Source organism: Bradyrhizobium sp. CB82 (assembly GCF_029714405.1).
Taxonomy (GTDB): domain Bacteria; phylum Pseudomonadota; class Alphaproteobacteria; order Rhizobiales; family Xanthobacteraceae; genus Bradyrhizobium.
Genome location: NZ_CP121650.1, coordinates 1,602,152 through 1,618,515, shown reverse-complemented (window position 1 = coordinate 1,618,515; position 16,364 = coordinate 1,602,152). Strand labels below are relative to the sequence as shown.

Sequence of the window (16,364 nt, the reverse complement as noted above, 5' to 3'; positions counted from 1 at the left end):
CGTTACGCTTTGGTCCACACAAGATCAAGGCAACCCTGTCAGCACCGGATTTCGGTTGAGACCACGACCTATCGATGACATCGCGGTCCCCATCCTCGCCTCGTCTCTGGCCCCTCTTCGCGCTCAATTTCTTCATGGCCGACATGCAGTCGGGCATCGGGCCGTTCGTCGGCGTGTTCCTCCAGGAGCGCGGATGGGCGAGCGGGCTGATCGGCACCGCCATGACCGTCGGCAACGTCGCGGGCATGCTGATTACGACGCCGATCGGCGGCTTCATCGATGCCAGCCGCAACAAGCGCCTTTGGGTGGTGATCCCCGGCGTCTGCGTCGTCCTCGCCTCCGCAATCATCCTGATCTCGCAGAACTTCTGGGCGGTGACGTTCTCGCAAGTGGCGCAGTCGCTGGCGAGCGCCGCGATCGTGCCGGCGGTGACCGGCATCACGCTCGGCATCGCCAAGCAGAACGGTTTCAATGCGCTGAACGGCCGCAACCAGGCGTTCAACCACGCCGGCAACATGGCCGGCGCGGCGCTGTCGGGCTGGCTCGGCTATATGTATGGCTATGTCGCCGTGTTCCTGCTGGCGGCGGCGTTCGGCGCCATCGCGATCGCCTGCGTGCTGATGATCCCGGCGAAGTCGATCGATAACCGCGCCGCACGTGGCTGCAAGGAGGACGACTCCAAGGCTCCGCCGGATGCGATGAGGATGCTGCTCAGGCATAAGCCGCTGCTCGTCCTGGCGCTGGCGCTCGCCATCTTCCATCTCGGCAATGCCGCGATCGTTCCGCTGTATGGTCTCGCGGCGGTCGCCGAAGGCCAGGCCAATGGGCCGAGCTTCGTCGCCACGACCGTCGTGATCGCGCAGGGCGTGATGATCGTGACGTCGCTGATCGCCATGAAGGTCGCGAGCAAGCGCAACTACTGGCCGGTGATCCTGGTTTCCTTCATGTTCCTGCCCATCCGGGGCGTGCTCGCCTTTTTCCTCACGGGATGGTGGGGCGTAGTGCCGGTGCAGGTGCTCGACGGCATCGGCACGGGATTGCAGACGGTCGCCGTGCCCGGCGTGGTCGCGCGCTCGCTGAATGGCACCGGCCGCATCAATCTCGGCCAGGGCGCCGTCATCACCGTGCAGGGCGTCGGCGCAAGCCTCAGTCCCGCGCTCGGCGGCTGGATCGCTGAATGGATCGGTTACGGGCCGACCTTCCTGCTGCTGGGCAGCTTTGGACTGGCGTCGATGGCGCTATGGCTGGCGTTCGGCGCGGCGATGAAGAAGTATTGAGTAAAAGCGATTTTGACCGACCGCGCACTTCTGTTCGGCCCTTTCGTGCAGTACTCAGCGCGCTCGTCCATCACGCGGGCTCTCTTCACTGATCGCCGGTCCGGCATCGGACACGCGCAGGCTCGTCTTCATGAACGCGTGCGCCGGCAACACGATGATACAGCCGACTCCAACCGCCAGATGCACCCACTTCGCGACCGCCTGCGTCTCTTCGCCGCCATGGTAGTAGCCGCCGTTGGACGTGCGCCAGGTGTTCGGCTTTCCCGTGCTCGTGAACGAGGCACCCTGGAAGCGCCGTTCTGTTGGCTTCCCCCGTCATTCTGTTGTTCGTTTGACCTTGGGGGGAAGCTATAATTTCAACGGCAAGTGCGGTCGATTTTGCCGCAGGCTCAGAGCTTGTGCCCCTTCTGGCGCAGCGCCTCGGTCAGGCGCTGCTTCAATTCATCGGCGGCCTTGCGGCTGACATCCTGGGTGATCTGAGCGCTCGCCTGCGCAAGCGCGTCCGATTTCTCCAAGAGCTTGCGCCCCGCAGGCTGGGCGTAGAAGGCCTCGATCTGACGCAGCTCGTCCACGTTGAAGGTGCCGGCATAGACAGTGGCGATCTGCTCGATCATCTGGTCGACGAACGGCGCGTAAATGTCCGAGCTTGCCGCCGTCATGGCGTCGAAGTCGCGCTCGATCTCGGGCCTGTCCTGGGCCAGGACGGGGCGCAGCTTGAGCAGGAGCTGCGGCAGGAGCGCGCGATATTGCTCCGTCGTCTTCATGGTGGCCACGAGCTTGCGCGCCGCGCTCATCGCCTCGGGCGACGGCGCTTGTGCAGCGGCACTGCACGTGAGGAACAGCAGCGCCCCTGCAATCGTCAACCAGCCTCTCGACATGAGCCTCTCCATGAGATTTCGCCAATCCATGCGAATTCGCCAAGGCGCGCCGTCACCTCAACCGCTGGCGCGGACCGCCGCAGCAGCGGCAGTCTTGTCGCCATCGAGTGCCGGTTCGGGCACCTCGACCTCGAGCACGTCCACGAAGAGATCCGGAACCCTTTTCGCCCGGTCGAGCAGCCATGCGGCGGCGATCATGACGGCGATGCCGGCAAAGCTGACGGCGAGCTGCTCCCAGGCGCCCTTGGTGTATTGCGTGAGGATCCAGTGCGCCGAGAACGACAGGAATACGCCGAGACAGAAGATCGGCAGCGAGTGCTGGCCGCACAGGATGACGGGGCGCAACCATTTCGTGTGAAGTGCCTTCCAGTGGCGCGGCACGAGCTGCGTGACCCAAACCGCCAGCGCGAGAAAATGCGTGAAGCGCAGCATGTCGAGATCGGTCTTGTCGATCGGGTAGATCGCCTTGATCATCCACTTCGGGATCATCGCCTCAAGCGCGTGAACGTGCCAGGTCATAACGATCAGCAACGCGAACGCGATCCAGGCGGCCGCGATACCCATCACGGGCTTCGACCAGACCCAGTTCGCGATCTTGTCCACCTGGCCGGAACCGCACCAGGCCGCGAACACGAACATCAGCTGCCAGCAGAACGGATTGAAGTACCAGGTCGCACCGGGCGGATACGAGGCGACATTCCAGTCGAACCAGCGCGACAGCACGTAGAGCACCGCGGATACCAGCAGCATGAGGTTCGGACGCCGCACGAGGCACCACACGATGAAGGGCGAAACGAACACCAGCGTGATGTAGAGCGGCAGCACGTCGAGATTGACCGGCTTGTATTTCAGCAGGATCGCCTGTCCGATCAGCTCGTCCGGATGCGCGAGGAAATTGAAGACGTTGAACTCGTGCTCATACATCGGATTATCGAACCGCCGCGCGGTGCGCGCGATCTGGGCCGTGAACAGCAGGAACAGCATGATGTGGGCGACATACAGCTCGGCCGTGCGTTTCCAAAGCCGCTTGAGCGCCGCGAGGAAGAAGCCGCCCCGCACGATCGGCGCGTAGATCCAGCCGACGAGATAGCCCGAGATGAAGACGAAGAACTCGGCGGCGTCGCTGAAGCCGTAATTGCGCAAGGTCAGCCACGACACCACGTCGTGAGGGATGTGATCGAGGAAGATCATCCACAAGCCGATGCCGCGGAAGAGATCGAGCCGCAGGTCGCGCTCGACCGGAGACAAGAGAGCTGCCGAATGCCGGTTGATCATGGCTCCGCCCCGTTTTCCAAGGACAGTCTTGCGGCTGAAGCGCCGCCCAATCAATCAATGCTGAAATTGACGCGGCTACGCCACCTAACCCGGTGGCTAGCAGCGAAGGTAGCTGACATCGGCTCCGCGGAAAAGAAGGTTTGTCGGGGTGAAGGCCGATGGGATCGCCTCATCGGGCTTTCCCACGGCGCTCTGATCTGATCTCCTATCGTCTCGTCCTGGGGGAGAAGCCACGCGATGAACGTCGCCATCATCTGTACCGCCCTGCTCGGCCTGCTGCTGTTCGGCCTGGGGTTTTATGTCTCGATCCTTCGCGGCAGGTTCAGGCGGGGCATCGGCCATGACCTCGGCCCCACCGATCCCATTCACCGCGCGGTGCGGGCGCATGCCAACACGGCCGAATACGCGCCGTTCTTCGCGGCGATGTTTCTCTGGTTCGCGACGCGGCCGGCCCCTGGCTGGATCATCGCGACGATTGTGGTGGCGACGATCGCGCGCTTTTCCCTCGCCGCCGGGCTGTTGTGGGGCAAGTCGCTCAACCGGCCCAACCCGGCGCGCTTTGCCGGCGCATTGTTCACCTATCTGAGCGGACTGGTGCTGGCGGTCGGACTGGTGGTCGCCTGACGCAACCCTCGTTGGCCGACGCATCGGCGGGTTTAGGTGCTAACCTACCCCCTCCTCGTGATTCCCGCTGAAGGACGGATCGTGCGTGAGCTCGGTGGCGACATGGTCAAACGCCTCATGGACAAGGGCTGCCCGGGCGCGGCACGGGCGCTGCTCTGGATTTTGCGGCGCACATGGATCTCTGGGACAATCGCGCTCGTCGTGCTGACGCAGGCGCTGGAGGCTCGCGCCGACCCTGCTTTCAATGCCTGGCGCGCGCAGCTCTGGCTGGAGGCTCAGGCGCGCGGCGTGAGGCAGGCAGTGTTCGACCGAGCGACCAATGTCCAGCTCGACCTTGGCCTGCCGGATCTCGTCATCCCGGGCCGCCCCGTGAAGGAGCAGGCCGAGTTCGTGAAGCTGCCGGCCGACTACCTGCCCCGGCAACAGCTCACAGGGCTTGCAAGGACGGGCGCACGGCATTTCCAGACCTACCGCGGCCTGCTCGCGCGCATCGAGACCGACTACGGCGTCCCCGGCAACGTCGTCATCGCGATCTGGGGCCGCGAGACCGATTACGGCGCCGAGGTGCAGCGCCATCCCGTGTTCCAGGCGCTGGTGACGCAGGCCTATCTCGGCCGCCGCAAGGACCTGTTCCGGAGCGAACTTCTGATCGCCCTCGATCTGGTCCAAGAGGGCACCATCAGCATGGATGCGAAGGGCTCCTATACGGGGGCAATGGGCCACACCCAGTTCGAGCCCTCGGATTTCCTCAAATTCGCGGCCGATGGCGACGGCGACGGCAAGATCGATCTCGAGCGCTCCATCCCCGATGCGCTCGCCTCTGGCGCCAAGCAGCTTCGCGACTATGGCTGGCAGCGCGGCAAACGATGGGGATTCGAGGTTCGTCTGCCGCCGACCGTGAGCTGCGTGGAGAGCTCGCCCGACATCAAGCGGCCGCTCACCGCCTGGCTGAAGCTCGGCGTCACGCCGGCTGGCGATGCCCCTGTTCCCAGCGGCATGCTGCAGGACCAGGCCCAGCTGGTCATGCCTGCCGGCACTTATGGCCCGGCCTTCCTCGTCTTCGCCAACTTCCAGGCGATCCGCAGTTACAACCAGTCCGACGTCTATGCGCTGTTCGTCGGCCATCTCGCCGACCTCATCGCGGGCGGCGCCCCGTTCGAAAAGCCCTGGGCCAGGCTCAAGCCGCTGCGCAACAGCGAGGTCGCCGCGATCCAGACGCAGCTTAGCAGGAGCGGCTATTATTCCGATGCGATCGACGGCCGGCTCGGCACGGTCACGCGGCGGGCGATCGGACAATACCAGCAGCGCGTGGGCGGGAGCGTCGATTGCTGGCCGTCGCAAGACCTGCTTGCGGGCGCGAGACCGGCTTCCGACTAAAATCTCGAAAACAACCCCATGCAAAGGAGAATGGCGGCCGGCGCGACGGCTTACGGATTTTACGAAATCGTTTGACGCGTCGGGTAAATCAGGGGTAGAAGGCTATCCTCGCGCAGTTTGCAGATGCGGACGCATCGTCAATCTCATTGCAGGGGTTGTCGTGCGCGATGACTTCGCTGATCGTTCTCGTCATCGATGCCTTCCAGCCATTGGATGCGGGGTTGGATAGTGAAATCCCAGCATGGCTACGACGTTGGAGCCATCCGCAACCAAATCTCATGACCAAACAGCTTCAACATCGCCAATCCGTCGTCTCCGGTATCTGTACGATCAAGCGATCGAAATCATCGTACCGAAGATGTCCGTCATCCGAAGTCCAGGGATGGCGCCAGCGCAGGCCGGTTTTGGTCTGCGGAGCTAGAGCCAAAAATAAGAAAGCCGCCCGGAGCGCGGCGTTCTAAAACCCCATAAAATCAGAGGTTTATTTGGTTGCGGGGAAGCGCAACCACCGAGACCGACAATTGCTGATGACGGCCATTTGACGCGATTGGCGCCCAACGCGGGCCTCAAGAAGCTAGCTTTCCAAAATCGCGACCGCTCGCGTCCAGCCTGCCGAGGCTCGCTCGATCTTCACGGGGAAGCATGACACCTTGAAGCCGGCTGCCGGCAGCAGTTCGAGATTGTGCAGCTTCTCGAGATGGCAATAGCCGATATGGCGTCCGGCCTTGTGGCCTTCCCAGATCAGGCTGGCGTCTTTCGTCTCGGCATATTTCTTCGCGGTATGAACGAACGGCGCATCCCAGCTCCAGCCATCGGTGCCGGTCAGGCGCACGCCGCGCTCGAGCAGGTACATGGTTGCGTCATAGCCCATGCCGCAGCCGGAGGTGACGTAGTCCTGCCGGCCATATTTGGCGCCGGCGCTGGTGTTGACCACGACGATCTCGAGCGGCTTCAGCTCGTGGCCGATGCGCTTGAGCTCGGCCTCGACGTCTTTGGCCGTTGCGACGTAGCCGTCCGGCAGGTGCCGGAAGTCGAGCTTCACGCCGGGCTGGAAGCACCATTCCAGCGGCACCTCGTCGATGGTCCAGGACCGCTCGCCGCGATTCATGGTCGGGTGAAAATGCCAGGGCGCGTCGAGATGCGTGCCGTTGTGGGTGGAGAGACTGACCTGCTCCACCGCCCAGCCCTGACCGTCCGGCAGATCCTCGGCCTTCAGTCCATCGAAGAACTGCAGCATGCGCGGCAGGCCCTGCTGGTGATTGATGTACTGAATCGTCGGATGATTGCCAGGCGGGTCGGCCGGCACGTCATTTTGCAGCGGGACAGAGATATCGATCAGCTTGGTTGTCATGGCGCTTCCTCGTTGATTGTTCTCGTTGGCGGCGTCAGGCGTCGCTCCAGACGCGCCTTCAGACGACCCCTTCAGGTTTCTTGCCGCTCGACGCGGTTCTTCAAAATACCGATCTTCTCGACCTCGAGCTCGATCGTATCGCCATGCTCGAGAAACCAGCCGAGCTCGAGACCGCAGCCATTGCCGACCGTGCCGGAGCCGATGAACTCGCCGGGCATCAGCGTCTCGTCCTGGGTGACGTGGGCGATGATTTCCTCAAAAGAAAACAGCATGCCCTCGCTCACGCCTTTCGAGCGGGTCTCGCCGTTGACGCGCGCTTCCATCTTCAGCTTGTAAGGATCGCCGATCTCATCCGGCGTCACGATCCAGGGCCCCAACACGTTGCCGCCGTCAAAACTCTTGCCCTTGGCAGGGCCGAGCCGTCCCTCCATCTCGATGCGCTGGGCGTCGCGCGCGGAGAAATCGTTGAAGATGGTATAGCCGAAGATGTGATCCCTGGCCTTCGCGGCGGAAATGTTCGCGCCCTTGTTCTTGGTGATGATCCCGAATTCGAGCTCATAGTCCATCACCTTGCTGTAGCGCGGCCATTTCACCGTGGTGTTGGTGCCGCGGACGCTGAAGCGATTGGTGATGTAGAAGATCGGCTGCTTGCGATAAACCTCGGGCAGCTCGCCGAGCGGCTCGGCGTCGATGCGCGCCAGTTCCGCCATGTCCCCCTTGGCGCGGGCGGCGAGCTTCCGCTGCCCGCGCGGCGCCTGCAGGATGTGCAGGGGAAACGACATGCCGTCGCGCATTTGCCTGGGCTCCGGCACCGGTGCGAGGATGTCGACGGTGCTGACCGCCGCCGACAGCGTCGCGTCCTGGCCGTGCTTGTCCAGCAGAGCCCGTGCCCGATCGAGCGCACGGGGCCCGGCGTCGATCAGCGCCAGCATCGAGCCGAAGGCCGGGTCAGCTTGACCATCCCGCGCCGCGGCGGCGGCGAGGTCAAACAATTGGCTGTCATTGCTGTGGACGGCGCCGATCTTCTCCTGACCGGCCGTTCTGAATGTTGCGAGCTTCACCTTGGGCACCCCTTGCTATCGTTTATAATATATGATCAGATAAAATATCGATAAACAAGCCTGAAAAATACAAACTAGGGAGAGGGCGGTGAGGCGAACGCAGATGAGGAGCATGCTGGCAGGTCTCACGCTCGGCATCGGGGTGTCGGTTGCCCTGACGGCAACAGCGCTGGCGCAAGCCAAAATCCAGATCGGCTGCACCGCGACCTCGGACTGCGCCTCGGCCATGGTCGCGGTCGACGAAGGCATTTTCAAAAAGCACGGGCTGGACGTCGAGATGACGCCGATCGCGATCAACTCCAACATCCCGGCGGCGATCCTTTCGAACTCGATTCAAGTCGGCGGCCCCACCTCCACCGTCTTCCTCCAGGCCGTCGACGGCGGCCTCGACCTCGTCGCGATCGCCGGCGCCTCGGTCATGAATCCGACCTCCAACACCGCGATCGCCGCCTTCGTCCGTAACGGCATCACCATCAAGGAGCCGAAGGATTTCATCGGCAAGAAGGTCGGCGCGCCAGGCCTGAACGCCTTTCTGCACGTGCTGTTCGTGAAATGGCTGGTGGAGAAAGGCGTCGATCCCAAAAGCGTCAATTTCGTCGAGGTCACCTTCCCGACCATGGCCGACATCATCAAGTCAGGCGGCGTCGATGCCGTGCTCACCGCCGAGCCGTTCGTCACGCGCATGACCAATGCGGGGCTCGGCTCGGTGGGCGCGCGGTACGGCGCCGAGCTCGGCCGTACCGATCCGATCATCTTCTATGCCGCCTCGCGCGATTGGGCGGAGAAAAATGGGGCGACGGTGAAGAAGTTCCGCGAAGCCATCGCGGAGGCTGCCGCGATCGTCAACAGCGACCGCGAGAAGGCCTCCGCCTCGATCGCCAAATTCACCAAGCAGCCGCTCGAGCTCGTCAAGGCGACGCCGCCGAACCAGTCCGAGCCGAACCTCAAGCCGGAAAATCTCACCTGGTGGATCGACGTGATGTCGTCGCAGAAGATGCTGCAATCGAAGCTCGACACCGCGAAACTCGTGCTGAACTAAAGGGATATCGACGATGCCTGCTCCCGAGCGCACTCTTGAACGCCCGCCGACGGAAGCCGGCACCTTGAGCGAGCGTGCCGCAAACCTCATCGAGCAGGACATCCTGGCCGGAGATCTCGCGCCGGGATCGCGGCTCGGCATCGTCGACCTCGTGCAGCGCTACGACATCGGCGCTACCCCCTTGCGCGAAGGCCTGTCGCGGCTGATGTCGCGCGGCCTGATCGTCGGCATCGGCCAGCGCGGATTTCGCGTCGCCGAGGTCAGCCGCGAGGATCTCGCCGACATCACCTGCATGCGCACGGCGGTCGAGATCGAGGCGGTCAGGCTCGCCATCCTCCATGGCGATGTCGCCTGGGAGGCCGGCATTGTCAGCGCGCTGCATCAGATGCGCCGGCATATCGAGCGCACCGGCAACGAATTCCGCGAAGGCGCGGCCGATTTCGATCGGCTGCACAAGGGTTTTCACACCGCGCTGCTCGCCGCCTGCGGCTCACGGCGGATGCTGGCCGCCCATTCCGATCTCTACGACCAGGCCTACCGCTACCGCCGTGTGATGATGAGCGCCATCGACAGCGGCGAGGGCTTCATCCGCAGTCACCAGATGCTCGCCGACCATGTGCTCGCCCGCGATGTGGCCGCCGCGCAGAAGATGCTGGCGGCGCATCTGCACTCGACCATCGATTTCGTCTATCCGCAGGTGGGCGGGGAGCAATCATGAGCGTTGTTGCAAGGCTCATTGAGGCGCGCGCCGCGCGGCGGCAGAAAACGCTGATCGCGTTCAATGCCGCGACGCTGCGGCTCGGCGGCAAGACCATTATCGAGAATCTCGATCTTCAGGTGCGGCCGGGCGAATTCCTCTGCATCGTCGGCGCCTCCGGCTGCGGCAAGACCACTGCGCTGCGGCTCGCCGCAGGCCTCTATCGCCCCACGAGCGGCGCGGTGACGTTCGACGGCGAGCCGATCACCGAGCCGCGGCGCGAGGTCGCGATCGTGTTCCAGGATTACGGCAAGGCGCTGTTGCCGTGGCGGACCGCGGCCGGAAACATCTCGCTGGCGCTGGAAGCCTCGCGTGTGCCGGCGCGCGAACGCGGCGCGCGCATCGAGGCGCTGCTGCGCAAGGTCGGATTGCCCGGCCATGCCGACAAATATCCGACGGAAATGTCGGGGGGCATGCAGCAGCGCCTGCAGATCGCGCGCTGCCTCGCGCAGGAGCCGACGACGCTGCTGATGGACGAGCCGTTCGGCGCGCTGGATGCGATGACGCGTCAGGGCTTGCAGGACGAGGTGCTGTCGCTGACGCAGGCGAGCCAGACCACCGTGATCTTCGTGACCCACGATCTCGACGAGGCGATCTACCTCGGCGACCGCGTCATCGGCCTCTTGCCGCATCCCGGCCGGATCGGGATCGAGCTCGAGGTCGACCTGCCGCGCCCGCGCGACCAGCTCGCCACCCGCGAGCATCCGGAATTCCTGCGGCTGCGCCGGCAATTGTTCGACTTCATCAAGGCGACCGAGCATTGAGCCTCGACCGCACAAAACCCTTGCTGCTGCCGCTGGCGCTGATGCTGGCGTTCGAGCTCTGGGCGCGCCTCACCCATCTGCAAAGCGACAGCCTGGCACCGCCGAGCGCGATCCTCGCGGCGTTGGCCACAGCGCTCGCCGATCTGTCGATTCCGATCGCGACCCGCGACACGCTGTTCGCCGCCTTTGCAGGCCTTGCCATCGGCGGCGCCATCGGGCTTGCGCTCGGCATCGCCTTCGGCATTTCGCGTCCCCTCGACCGGCTGATGGAGGTGACGGTCGAGGCGATCCGCCCGATTCCCTCGATCGCGCTGCTGCCGATTGCGTTGATCGCGCTCGGCTTCGGCTACCGCATGGAGATCGCGATCGTGGCGTTCGCCTGCGTCTGGCCTATGCTGATCATGACGCGCAGCGCGGTGCGCAGCATCGAGCCGCGATTGATGGAAGTGTCGCGGGCCTTGCGGCTGAGCGCGCCGCAACGGATCGCGAAGATCGTGATCCCGGCTGCGCTGCCGCGGATCTTTGTCGCCTTCCGCCTGTCGGCCGGGATCGCCCTGATCGTCGCCGTCACCGTCGAGATCGCCATCAATCCGATCGGCCTGGGTGCCGGCATCATGCTGGCGCAGCAGGCCCTGCGCGCCGACCTGATGCTCGCCTATCTCTTTTGGATCGGCGCGATCGGCTACGCGCTGAACATTCTGTTGATCGTGGCGCAGCGCCGCCTGTTCGGCCGCGCCGCGCTCGCCGGAGACAATCCATGAAACGCGCGGCGATCCTCTGGCGTGTCGCAAGCGTCCTCGTCGCGGCCGGCTTCATCGCGGCGTGGCAGCTCGTCGCCAATCTGAAGCTGGTGTCGGCGGTGTTCCTGCCCGGTCCGGACCGCGCCTGGGCCGCTTTGGTGCGCGGCTTTTCGAGCGGCGATCTCGCGGGCAAGCTGATCGGCACGCTCGAGCACATGGCCTATGGCTGGTTCGCCGCCTCGATCGCCGGCATTGCGCTTGGCGCGCTGATCGGTTCGTCCAAGATGATGCGCGCCTATGTCGCGCCGTCGCTGGAATTTCTGCGGCCCCTGCCGGTCTCGGCGATCATCCCGGTCGCGATCGCGATGCTCGGGCTGACGCAGGGCATGGCGCTGTTCGTGATCGCCTTCGGCGCGGTCTGGCCGATCATGCTCGCAACCATTCACGGCTTTGCCGCAGTCGAACCGCGGCTCTATGAGGTCGCCCGCTCGCTGCAGATGTCGCGCACCGCCGTCATAGGCAAGATCGCCCTGCCTTCGGCATTGCCGGACATCCTCGCGGGCATGCGGCTCAGCCTGACCGTCGCGCTGATCCTCTCGGTGGTCTGCGAGATCCTGGCCGGCCTCGACGGCCTTGGTCACTGGGTCCTGCTCTCGGCACGCGCGTTCCGATCCGCCGACCTCTTCGCCGGCGTCATCCTGCTCGGTGCGACCGGATATTTGACGTCGATTGCGATGTCACTGGTCGAGCACCGGCTACTCGCCTGGCAGACCGCGGCGAGGTAGCGCGGCGATCACACCGCCCAACAAAAATGGCCCGCTTGGCGCGGGCCGTTTTCGTCTCGGGTCCGGTCAATCCGAATTTGGTTGCGGGGAGGCGCAACCACCGATACCGACATTCAGTTCAGGTCGCGATCTAACCGAGGGCTTTTCGTCCCCTTCGCGTCCGAGGTCGAGTGGCTTGAGCTTCGCGCGCGACCTCTTTGGTGCGAAATCCGCACGAACCCACGTTCTAGACTAAATAACACGCGTTGCCTGGCGACCAGGTGAAACATCACGGAACTGGCCGCAACAGCCGCTGTCGGGCGATTCATTGGTTCATTGCCATAGCGAACAGCCAGATACAGTGGAGAGGCAGTGCGGCGGAGAGAGCGTCGGTCAATCCTCGTTGAAAGATAAAGCATTTTCGCCATTTCCAGGCCCAAACCCACTGTTTGAGCCACGGCCCCAAAAGGGATTTCACCGCCGACAACCTCTACCGTGTCCGCCGTTGCCCGCAACGGTACGCGCAAGACCCAGCGTCTCGTCGTCCTGCGCGGATTGCCCTCGCGTTCGAATACTTCCAATTCACCAGTTCATCGCGCCCGAGAAATGAATCCCGGCACGCCGGTCTGCACCACTGCATTGAACCTGATCTTTGTGGTGATGCGGTCCCGAATCTCCTCCATGGCGTCGTCAGGGAGAGCGGAAATGTCGAAGCTGTCCCGGATTCGCTGAGGTTTGGTAGAGGTGGTCAGGAAAGCGGTCCCGCGCTGCACGGCCCAGGCCAGGGCCACTTGAGCAGGTGTCCTGCCCAGGCGTTGTGCGATGGCTGTTATGACGGGGTCGGCCAGGACATTAGGCTCCATCGCATGGCCCAAAGCTGCAAACGCTTGCAACACGATTCCATGTTCTCGACAGAAGTCGAGCAGATCCCATTCGGGCAGATAAGGATGCGATTCGACCTGCACCATCGCGGGCCTGATCCGCGCGACCGCGACGATCTCGCGCAGCTTCTCCAAAGTGACGTCCGATAGACCGATCGACTTGCAACGACCATCCTCGACCAGGCGCTCCAGCGCCTGCCAGGTTTCAGCTAATGTAACGCCGGGATCATAGATCACCTGACCGCGGTCGTCCCTCGGATCCTGCTCGTCACCGGGTTGGAATGCAAAAGGCGTATGGATGATGTAGCAATCGATGGTGTCGAGTTGGAGCCGCCGGCGACTCGCGTCGAAGGCAGGTTTGACCCGCTCTGGACGATGATTGGTGTTCCAGAGCTTCGTGGTTACGAACAGATCCTCGCGCCGAAGCGTTCCTGCCTTGAAGGCGTCCTGGATAGCTTCGCCTACCGCTGCCTCATTGCGGTAGCGTTCCGCGCAATCCAGATGTCGAAATCCCGCTTCCAGTGCAGCCCTGGTGGCCTGTTTCGTTGCGTTCTGATCCGGAATGAGTGTGCCAAATCCCACAGCGGGAATTGTCCCGGATTCGTGGGTGGAAATCCTCGTGTAGCGGAGCGCATTCGATGGTGTCATATTCCTGCTTCCTTGTTGAGGCTCGGCCGCCGCAGATGCGGCGTCCGTCGAGTGCGACAGACTGAGACTGTTCGATGCGGTGTCATCTCACCATTCCACGGTCCTCAACCTGCCGGCCGCGGTTTACGAAGAAAAAGCACGAGCGGGCTCACGACGAGCATGGCGAACATCAGAATCTTGAACTGACCGATGACCGCGACGACGGCCGCCTGGTGGGTGACCATGCCGTTGAGCGCCGCAAGGCCGGGCTTGGCCATTGATCCGGCGACATGCGCGGCGGTCCGGTAGGGCATGAGGTCCTTAGCGAGCGCGACATGCATGGCCTGGGTGTTGCCGTAGAAGAAGATCTGCACCACGGCGATGCCGATCGTGCTGCCATAGAGCCGCGACAGGTTGATGAGCGCACTACCTTCCGGGCGGAGCTTCGGATCGAGCGTACTGAACGCGGCCTTGGCGAGCGCCGGAATCACCATGCCGAGCCCCGCACCTTGGAGGAAGCCGGCCTCGGCCACCGCGCGCCAATCCATCGCCGGTGAATATCCGAGCATCAGCCAATTTGCGTAGACCACCAGTGCCATTCCGCCAACCAGGAACGGGCGGTAGTCGACTTGCGCCGGGACCAGGCTCGTCAACAGCACCCCTCCCACGAGCGCAACGCCCCGCGGGATCGTCATGTAGCCCGTGGTGTCGACAGGGTAGTTGAGCAGCTCCTCCAGCATCGGTGAGGTCAACGCCAGGGTCGGCAGCAGGACGAGGCCGACGGCAAAGGAGATCATCGTCGAGAGGACGAGATTGCGATCCCTAAACAGTGCCGTGCGGAGAAAATGCTCCTTCGTCGTCATGACGTGCACGACGAACAGATAGAACCCCAGAATGGAGACGACCGCCTCGATCCAGATTTCCATCGAGTCGAACCATTCCAGGCGCTCGCCACGGTCAAGCAGCACTTGCAGGCCGATCATGCCGAGCGAAAAGGTCGCCAAACCGAAAAAGTCGAAGGGTTGCCTCCGCTCCGCCCTCTTCTCGCGAAGCCAGATCGCCATCGCGAGAAAGATGAATGCCGTCATCGGCAGGCTGACATAGAAGATCGAACGCCAGCCGAGATATTCACTGAACCAGCCGCCGATACTCGCTCCGCTGCTGATGCCGAGAAGAGAGCACACCGTCCACGCCAGGCTCAGGCGGGCATGCCGGGCGGGTGGCTGCACATCGAGCAGGATCGCCAGCGAAAGCGGCGCAAGCGGGCCGCTTGCAACTCCCTGGACGATCCGGGCGAGCACGAACTGGACGGACGTCGTCGCCAGCGTATCCAGCACAAGACCTAGCGCGAAGATGATGAGGGAGAATTGGTAAACCGACTTCCGTCCATAGCGTCCCGCAAGCCAGCTCGTGACCGACATGGCTACGGCGCTTGCCGCGATATAGGAGGAAAACACCCACCCGACCTCGTCATTGGCCATCGAGAGGGTTCCCTGGATATGCGGTAACGCCGCATTGGGCAGTGAGATATTGACGGCCTGCATGTAGGTTGCCATGAGAGCCGCGAGCGAGATGGCGCCATGGCCATCCGCTGCAACGGTCGATGGGACGACGGCACTCATCTGAACCCCGCCGCGTAGGTTGGCTGCAGCAGGTGGCGCAAGCTGCCGCGATAGCCGGTATCGACCCGCGCGGTGACACTGATGCCGGAAAACAATGGCCTGCTCGCATCAACGTCATCGAGCTCGAGACGCACCGGCAGGCGCTGGACCACCTTGACCCAATTTCCGGTCGCATTCTCGGGCGGCAGGACCGAGAAATCCGATCCGGTGCCGGGACTCATGCTGACGATGTGCGCCCTGAATTTGCGATCGGGATACGCGTCGACGTCGATCGTTGCCTCCTGACCCGGACGCATATGGGTCAGCCCTGTCTCGCGAAAATTCGCTTCGATCCAGACGTGACGGCTCGACAGCAGCGAAAACACCGGCGCTCCGGCATTGACGAAGCCGCCGATCTGTAGATCGTCGACCCTGGTGACGACACCGTCGTCGGGCGCCGTCACCGTCGCATAGGAAAGGTCGAGCCGGGCACGGTCGAGCTGGGCCTTGGCCGCACGAACCGTCGGATGGCGATTGACGTCAATGTCCGGATCGCCGTCCAGAGCCACGATTGTGCTGGCGATCTGCTGCTCAATCGACGAAATGCGCTGGCGCGAGACCTTGAGATTTGTCTCGGCTCGCTCGAAGACCGCACGCGGGGTAAAATCGGAGGCGACCAGCATCTTCTTGCGGTCGTACTCGCGCGCGTCGAAGTCGGCTGAATCCCTCGCTGACTGCAGCTCGGCCTGTTGTTGGCGGTAGGTCGCCTTGAGCCCCTCGATCTGGAGGCGCGCGCTACCGAGCCGCGCCTCCGCCTGATCGACTGCGATCTGGTAGGGCTCCGGGTCGATCCGGAACAGGACCTGGCCCTGCCGGACACTCTCGTTATCGTGCACGGCGATCTCAACCGCTTGGCCGGAAACTCGGGCGTTGACGGTCACTTTCGCGGCCCGAACGAACGCATTGTCGGTCGAGACGTAAGGTTCTTGCACGAGATACACGGCGGCTCCGAGTGCCGCCACCATGAGAGGCAGAGCGAGCATGAGCGGTCGGCGCAGCCGCTCCATCACGCTCCTTCGGGGTAGCGCGACCGCGCGATCGGGCGGCGAGTCGTCGACAGTTCGATCAAATCGCGCTTCCGCAGAGCTCTCGCGAAACTCTTCGCGTTCTCCCTTCGAGCCGGCGACTGGCAAAAGATCTAACCGCATGGAAACCCCTCACGTCAATTCTATTTCATAACGTTCGTTACAATTAGTTTACCCCTGCACGACAATCAAGGGGCTCCCAGTTGTTTTTTTATAACGATTGCTATAAATATGCCTCAACATCCAACGACCGAGATTTCGAC

General features: G+C 63.3%; 15 protein-coding genes. 8 read left to right on the top strand and 7 right to left on the bottom strand.

The genetic code is table 11. The features are described from left to right. Positions 1 to 74: 74 nt before the first annotated feature. Positions 75 to 1,277 (top strand): MFS transporter, encoded by a 1,203-nt coding sequence (locus QA640_RS07745; RefSeq protein WP_283040121.1) that lies wholly within the window; start codon positions 75 to 77, stop codon positions 1,275 to 1,277. Between the two features lie 389 nt (positions 1,278 to 1,666). On the opposite strand, the gene QA640_RS07740 is transcribed toward QA640_RS07745, so the two are convergent. After that, a complete protein-coding gene (locus QA640_RS07740) occupies positions 1,667 to 2,155 on the bottom strand; it encodes a DUF2059 domain-containing protein (RefSeq protein WP_283040120.1) in 489 nt (162 codons plus the stop codon). A 57-nt stretch (positions 2,156 to 2,212) separates the two neighbouring features. Next, positions 2,213 to 3,430 (bottom strand): OpgC domain-containing protein, encoded by a 1,218-nt coding sequence (locus QA640_RS07735; RefSeq protein ID WP_283040119.1) that lies wholly within the window; start codon positions 3,428 to 3,430, stop codon positions 2,213 to 2,215. A 237-nt stretch (positions 3,431 to 3,667) separates the two neighbouring features. On the opposite strand from QA640_RS07735, the gene QA640_RS07730 reads away from it, so the two are divergent. Beyond that, entirely contained in the window at positions 3,668 to 4,054 is a 387-nt protein-coding gene (locus QA640_RS07730) for an MAPEG family protein (RefSeq protein WP_283040118.1), read from the top strand. A gap of 81 nt (positions 4,055 to 4,135) precedes the next feature. After that, positions 4,136 to 5,431, top strand: a complete 1,296-nt coding sequence (locus QA640_RS07725; protein WP_283040117.1) for a lytic murein transglycosylase — start codon at positions 4,136 to 4,138, stop codon at positions 5,429 to 5,431. A gap of 574 nt (positions 5,432 to 6,005) precedes the next feature. Here QA640_RS07725 and QA640_RS07720 read toward each other — a convergent pair. Further along, complete coding sequence (locus QA640_RS07720; protein ID WP_283040116.1) at positions 6,006 to 6,782, bottom strand: cyclase family protein; 777 nt, start codon at positions 6,780 to 6,782, stop codon at positions 6,006 to 6,008. A 71-nt stretch (positions 6,783 to 6,853) separates the two neighbouring features. After that, complete coding sequence (locus QA640_RS07715; RefSeq protein WP_283042745.1) at positions 6,854 to 7,843, bottom strand: fumarylacetoacetate hydrolase family protein; 990 nt, start codon at positions 7,841 to 7,843, stop codon at positions 6,854 to 6,856. Between the two features lie 103 nt (positions 7,844 to 7,946). Between QA640_RS07715 and QA640_RS07710 the strand changes: the two genes are divergently transcribed. Genes QA640_RS07710 through QA640_RS07690 form a run of 5 tightly spaced genes read left to right on the top strand, consistent with a single transcriptional unit; the run spans position 7,947 to position 11,928 of the window. Further along, positions 7,947 to 8,882: an ABC transporter substrate-binding protein gene (locus tag QA640_RS07710; RefSeq protein WP_283040115.1), complete on the top strand. Its 936-nt coding sequence runs from the start codon at positions 7,947 to 7,949 to the stop codon at positions 8,880 to 8,882. Between the two features lie 13 nt (positions 8,883 to 8,895). After that, entirely contained in the window at positions 8,896 to 9,600 is a 705-nt protein-coding gene (locus QA640_RS07705) for an FCD domain-containing protein (protein ID WP_283040114.1), read from the top strand. Further along, positions 9,597 to 10,403, top strand: coding sequence for an ABC transporter ATP-binding protein (locus QA640_RS07700; protein WP_283040113.1), 807 nt, complete (start codon positions 9,597 to 9,599; stop codon positions 10,401 to 10,403). The genes QA640_RS07705 and QA640_RS07700 overlap by 4 nt, the downstream gene beginning before the upstream one ends. Continuing rightward, positions 10,400 to 11,164 carry an ABC transporter permease subunit gene (locus tag QA640_RS07695; RefSeq protein ID WP_283040112.1) on the top strand — a complete coding sequence of 255 codons (765 nt, stop codon included), beginning with the start codon at positions 10,400 to 10,402 and terminating at the stop codon, positions 11,162 to 11,164. Before QA640_RS07700 ends, QA640_RS07695 begins: the two co-directional genes overlap by 4 nt. Continuing rightward, positions 11,161 to 11,928 (top strand): ABC transporter permease, encoded by a 768-nt coding sequence (locus tag QA640_RS07690; RefSeq protein ID WP_283040111.1) that lies wholly within the window; start codon positions 11,161 to 11,163, stop codon positions 11,926 to 11,928. The genes QA640_RS07695 and QA640_RS07690 overlap by 4 nt, the downstream gene beginning before the upstream one ends. Positions 11,929 to 12,497: 569 nt before the next feature. Here QA640_RS07690 and QA640_RS07685 read toward each other — a convergent pair. The 3 genes from QA640_RS07685 to QA640_RS07675 form a co-directional block, all read right to left on the bottom strand. Then, on the bottom strand, positions 12,498 to 13,436 hold the full coding sequence (locus QA640_RS07685) for an aldo/keto reductase (protein ID WP_283040110.1): 939 nt from the start codon (positions 13,434 to 13,436) through the stop codon (positions 12,498 to 12,500). A gap of 104 nt (positions 13,437 to 13,540) precedes the next feature. Then, entirely contained in the window at positions 13,541 to 15,037 is a 1,497-nt protein-coding gene (locus QA640_RS07680) for an MDR family MFS transporter (protein WP_283040109.1), read from the bottom strand. Continuing rightward, complete coding sequence (locus tag QA640_RS07675) at positions 15,034 to 16,224, bottom strand: HlyD family secretion protein (RefSeq protein ID WP_283040108.1); 1,191 nt, start codon at positions 16,222 to 16,224, stop codon at positions 15,034 to 15,036. The genes QA640_RS07680 and QA640_RS07675 overlap by 4 nt, the downstream gene beginning before the upstream one ends. Positions 16,225 to 16,364: the final 140 nt, after the last annotated feature.

Excerpts from the sequence above, each read along its gene's own strand:
- QA640_RS07675 (WP_283040108.1), bottom strand. The coding sequence starts at position 16,224 with ATGCGGTTAGATCTTTTGCCAGTCGCCGGCTCGAAGGGAGAACGCGAA.
- QA640_RS07690 (WP_283040111.1), top strand. The coding sequence starts at position 11,161 with ATGAAACGCGCGGCGATCCTCTGGCGTGTCGCAAGCGTCCTCGTCGCG.
- QA640_RS07745 (WP_283040121.1), top strand. The coding sequence starts at position 75 with ATGACATCGCGGTCCCCATCCTCGCCTCGTCTCTGGCCCCTCTTCGCG.
- QA640_RS07740 (WP_283040120.1), bottom strand. The coding sequence starts at position 2,155 with ATGTCGAGAGGCTGGTTGACGATTGCAGGGGCGCTGCTGTTCCTCACG.
- QA640_RS07735 (WP_283040119.1), bottom strand. The coding sequence starts at position 3,430 with ATGATCAACCGGCATTCGGCAGCTCTCTTGTCTCCGGTCGAGCGCGAC.
- QA640_RS07700 (WP_283040113.1), top strand. The coding sequence starts at position 9,597 with ATGAGCGTTGTTGCAAGGCTCATTGAGGCGCGCGCCGCGCGGCGGCAG.
- QA640_RS07730 (WP_283040118.1), top strand. The coding sequence starts at position 3,668 with ATGAACGTCGCCATCATCTGTACCGCCCTGCTCGGCCTGCTGCTGTTC.
- QA640_RS07720 (WP_283040116.1), bottom strand. The coding sequence starts at position 6,782 with ATGACAACCAAGCTGATCGATATCTCTGTCCCGCTGCAAAATGACGTG.
- QA640_RS07710 (WP_283040115.1), top strand. The coding sequence starts at position 7,947 with ATGAGGAGCATGCTGGCAGGTCTCACGCTCGGCATCGGGGTGTCGGTT.
- QA640_RS07680 (WP_283040109.1), bottom strand. The coding sequence starts at position 15,037 with ATGAGTGCCGTCGTCCCATCGACCGTTGCAGCGGATGGCCATGGCGCC.
- QA640_RS07705 (WP_283040114.1), top strand. The coding sequence starts at position 8,896 with ATGCCTGCTCCCGAGCGCACTCTTGAACGCCCGCCGACGGAAGCCGGC.
- QA640_RS07685 (WP_283040110.1), bottom strand. The coding sequence starts at position 13,436 with ATGACACCATCGAATGCGCTCCGCTACACGAGGATTTCCACCCACGAA.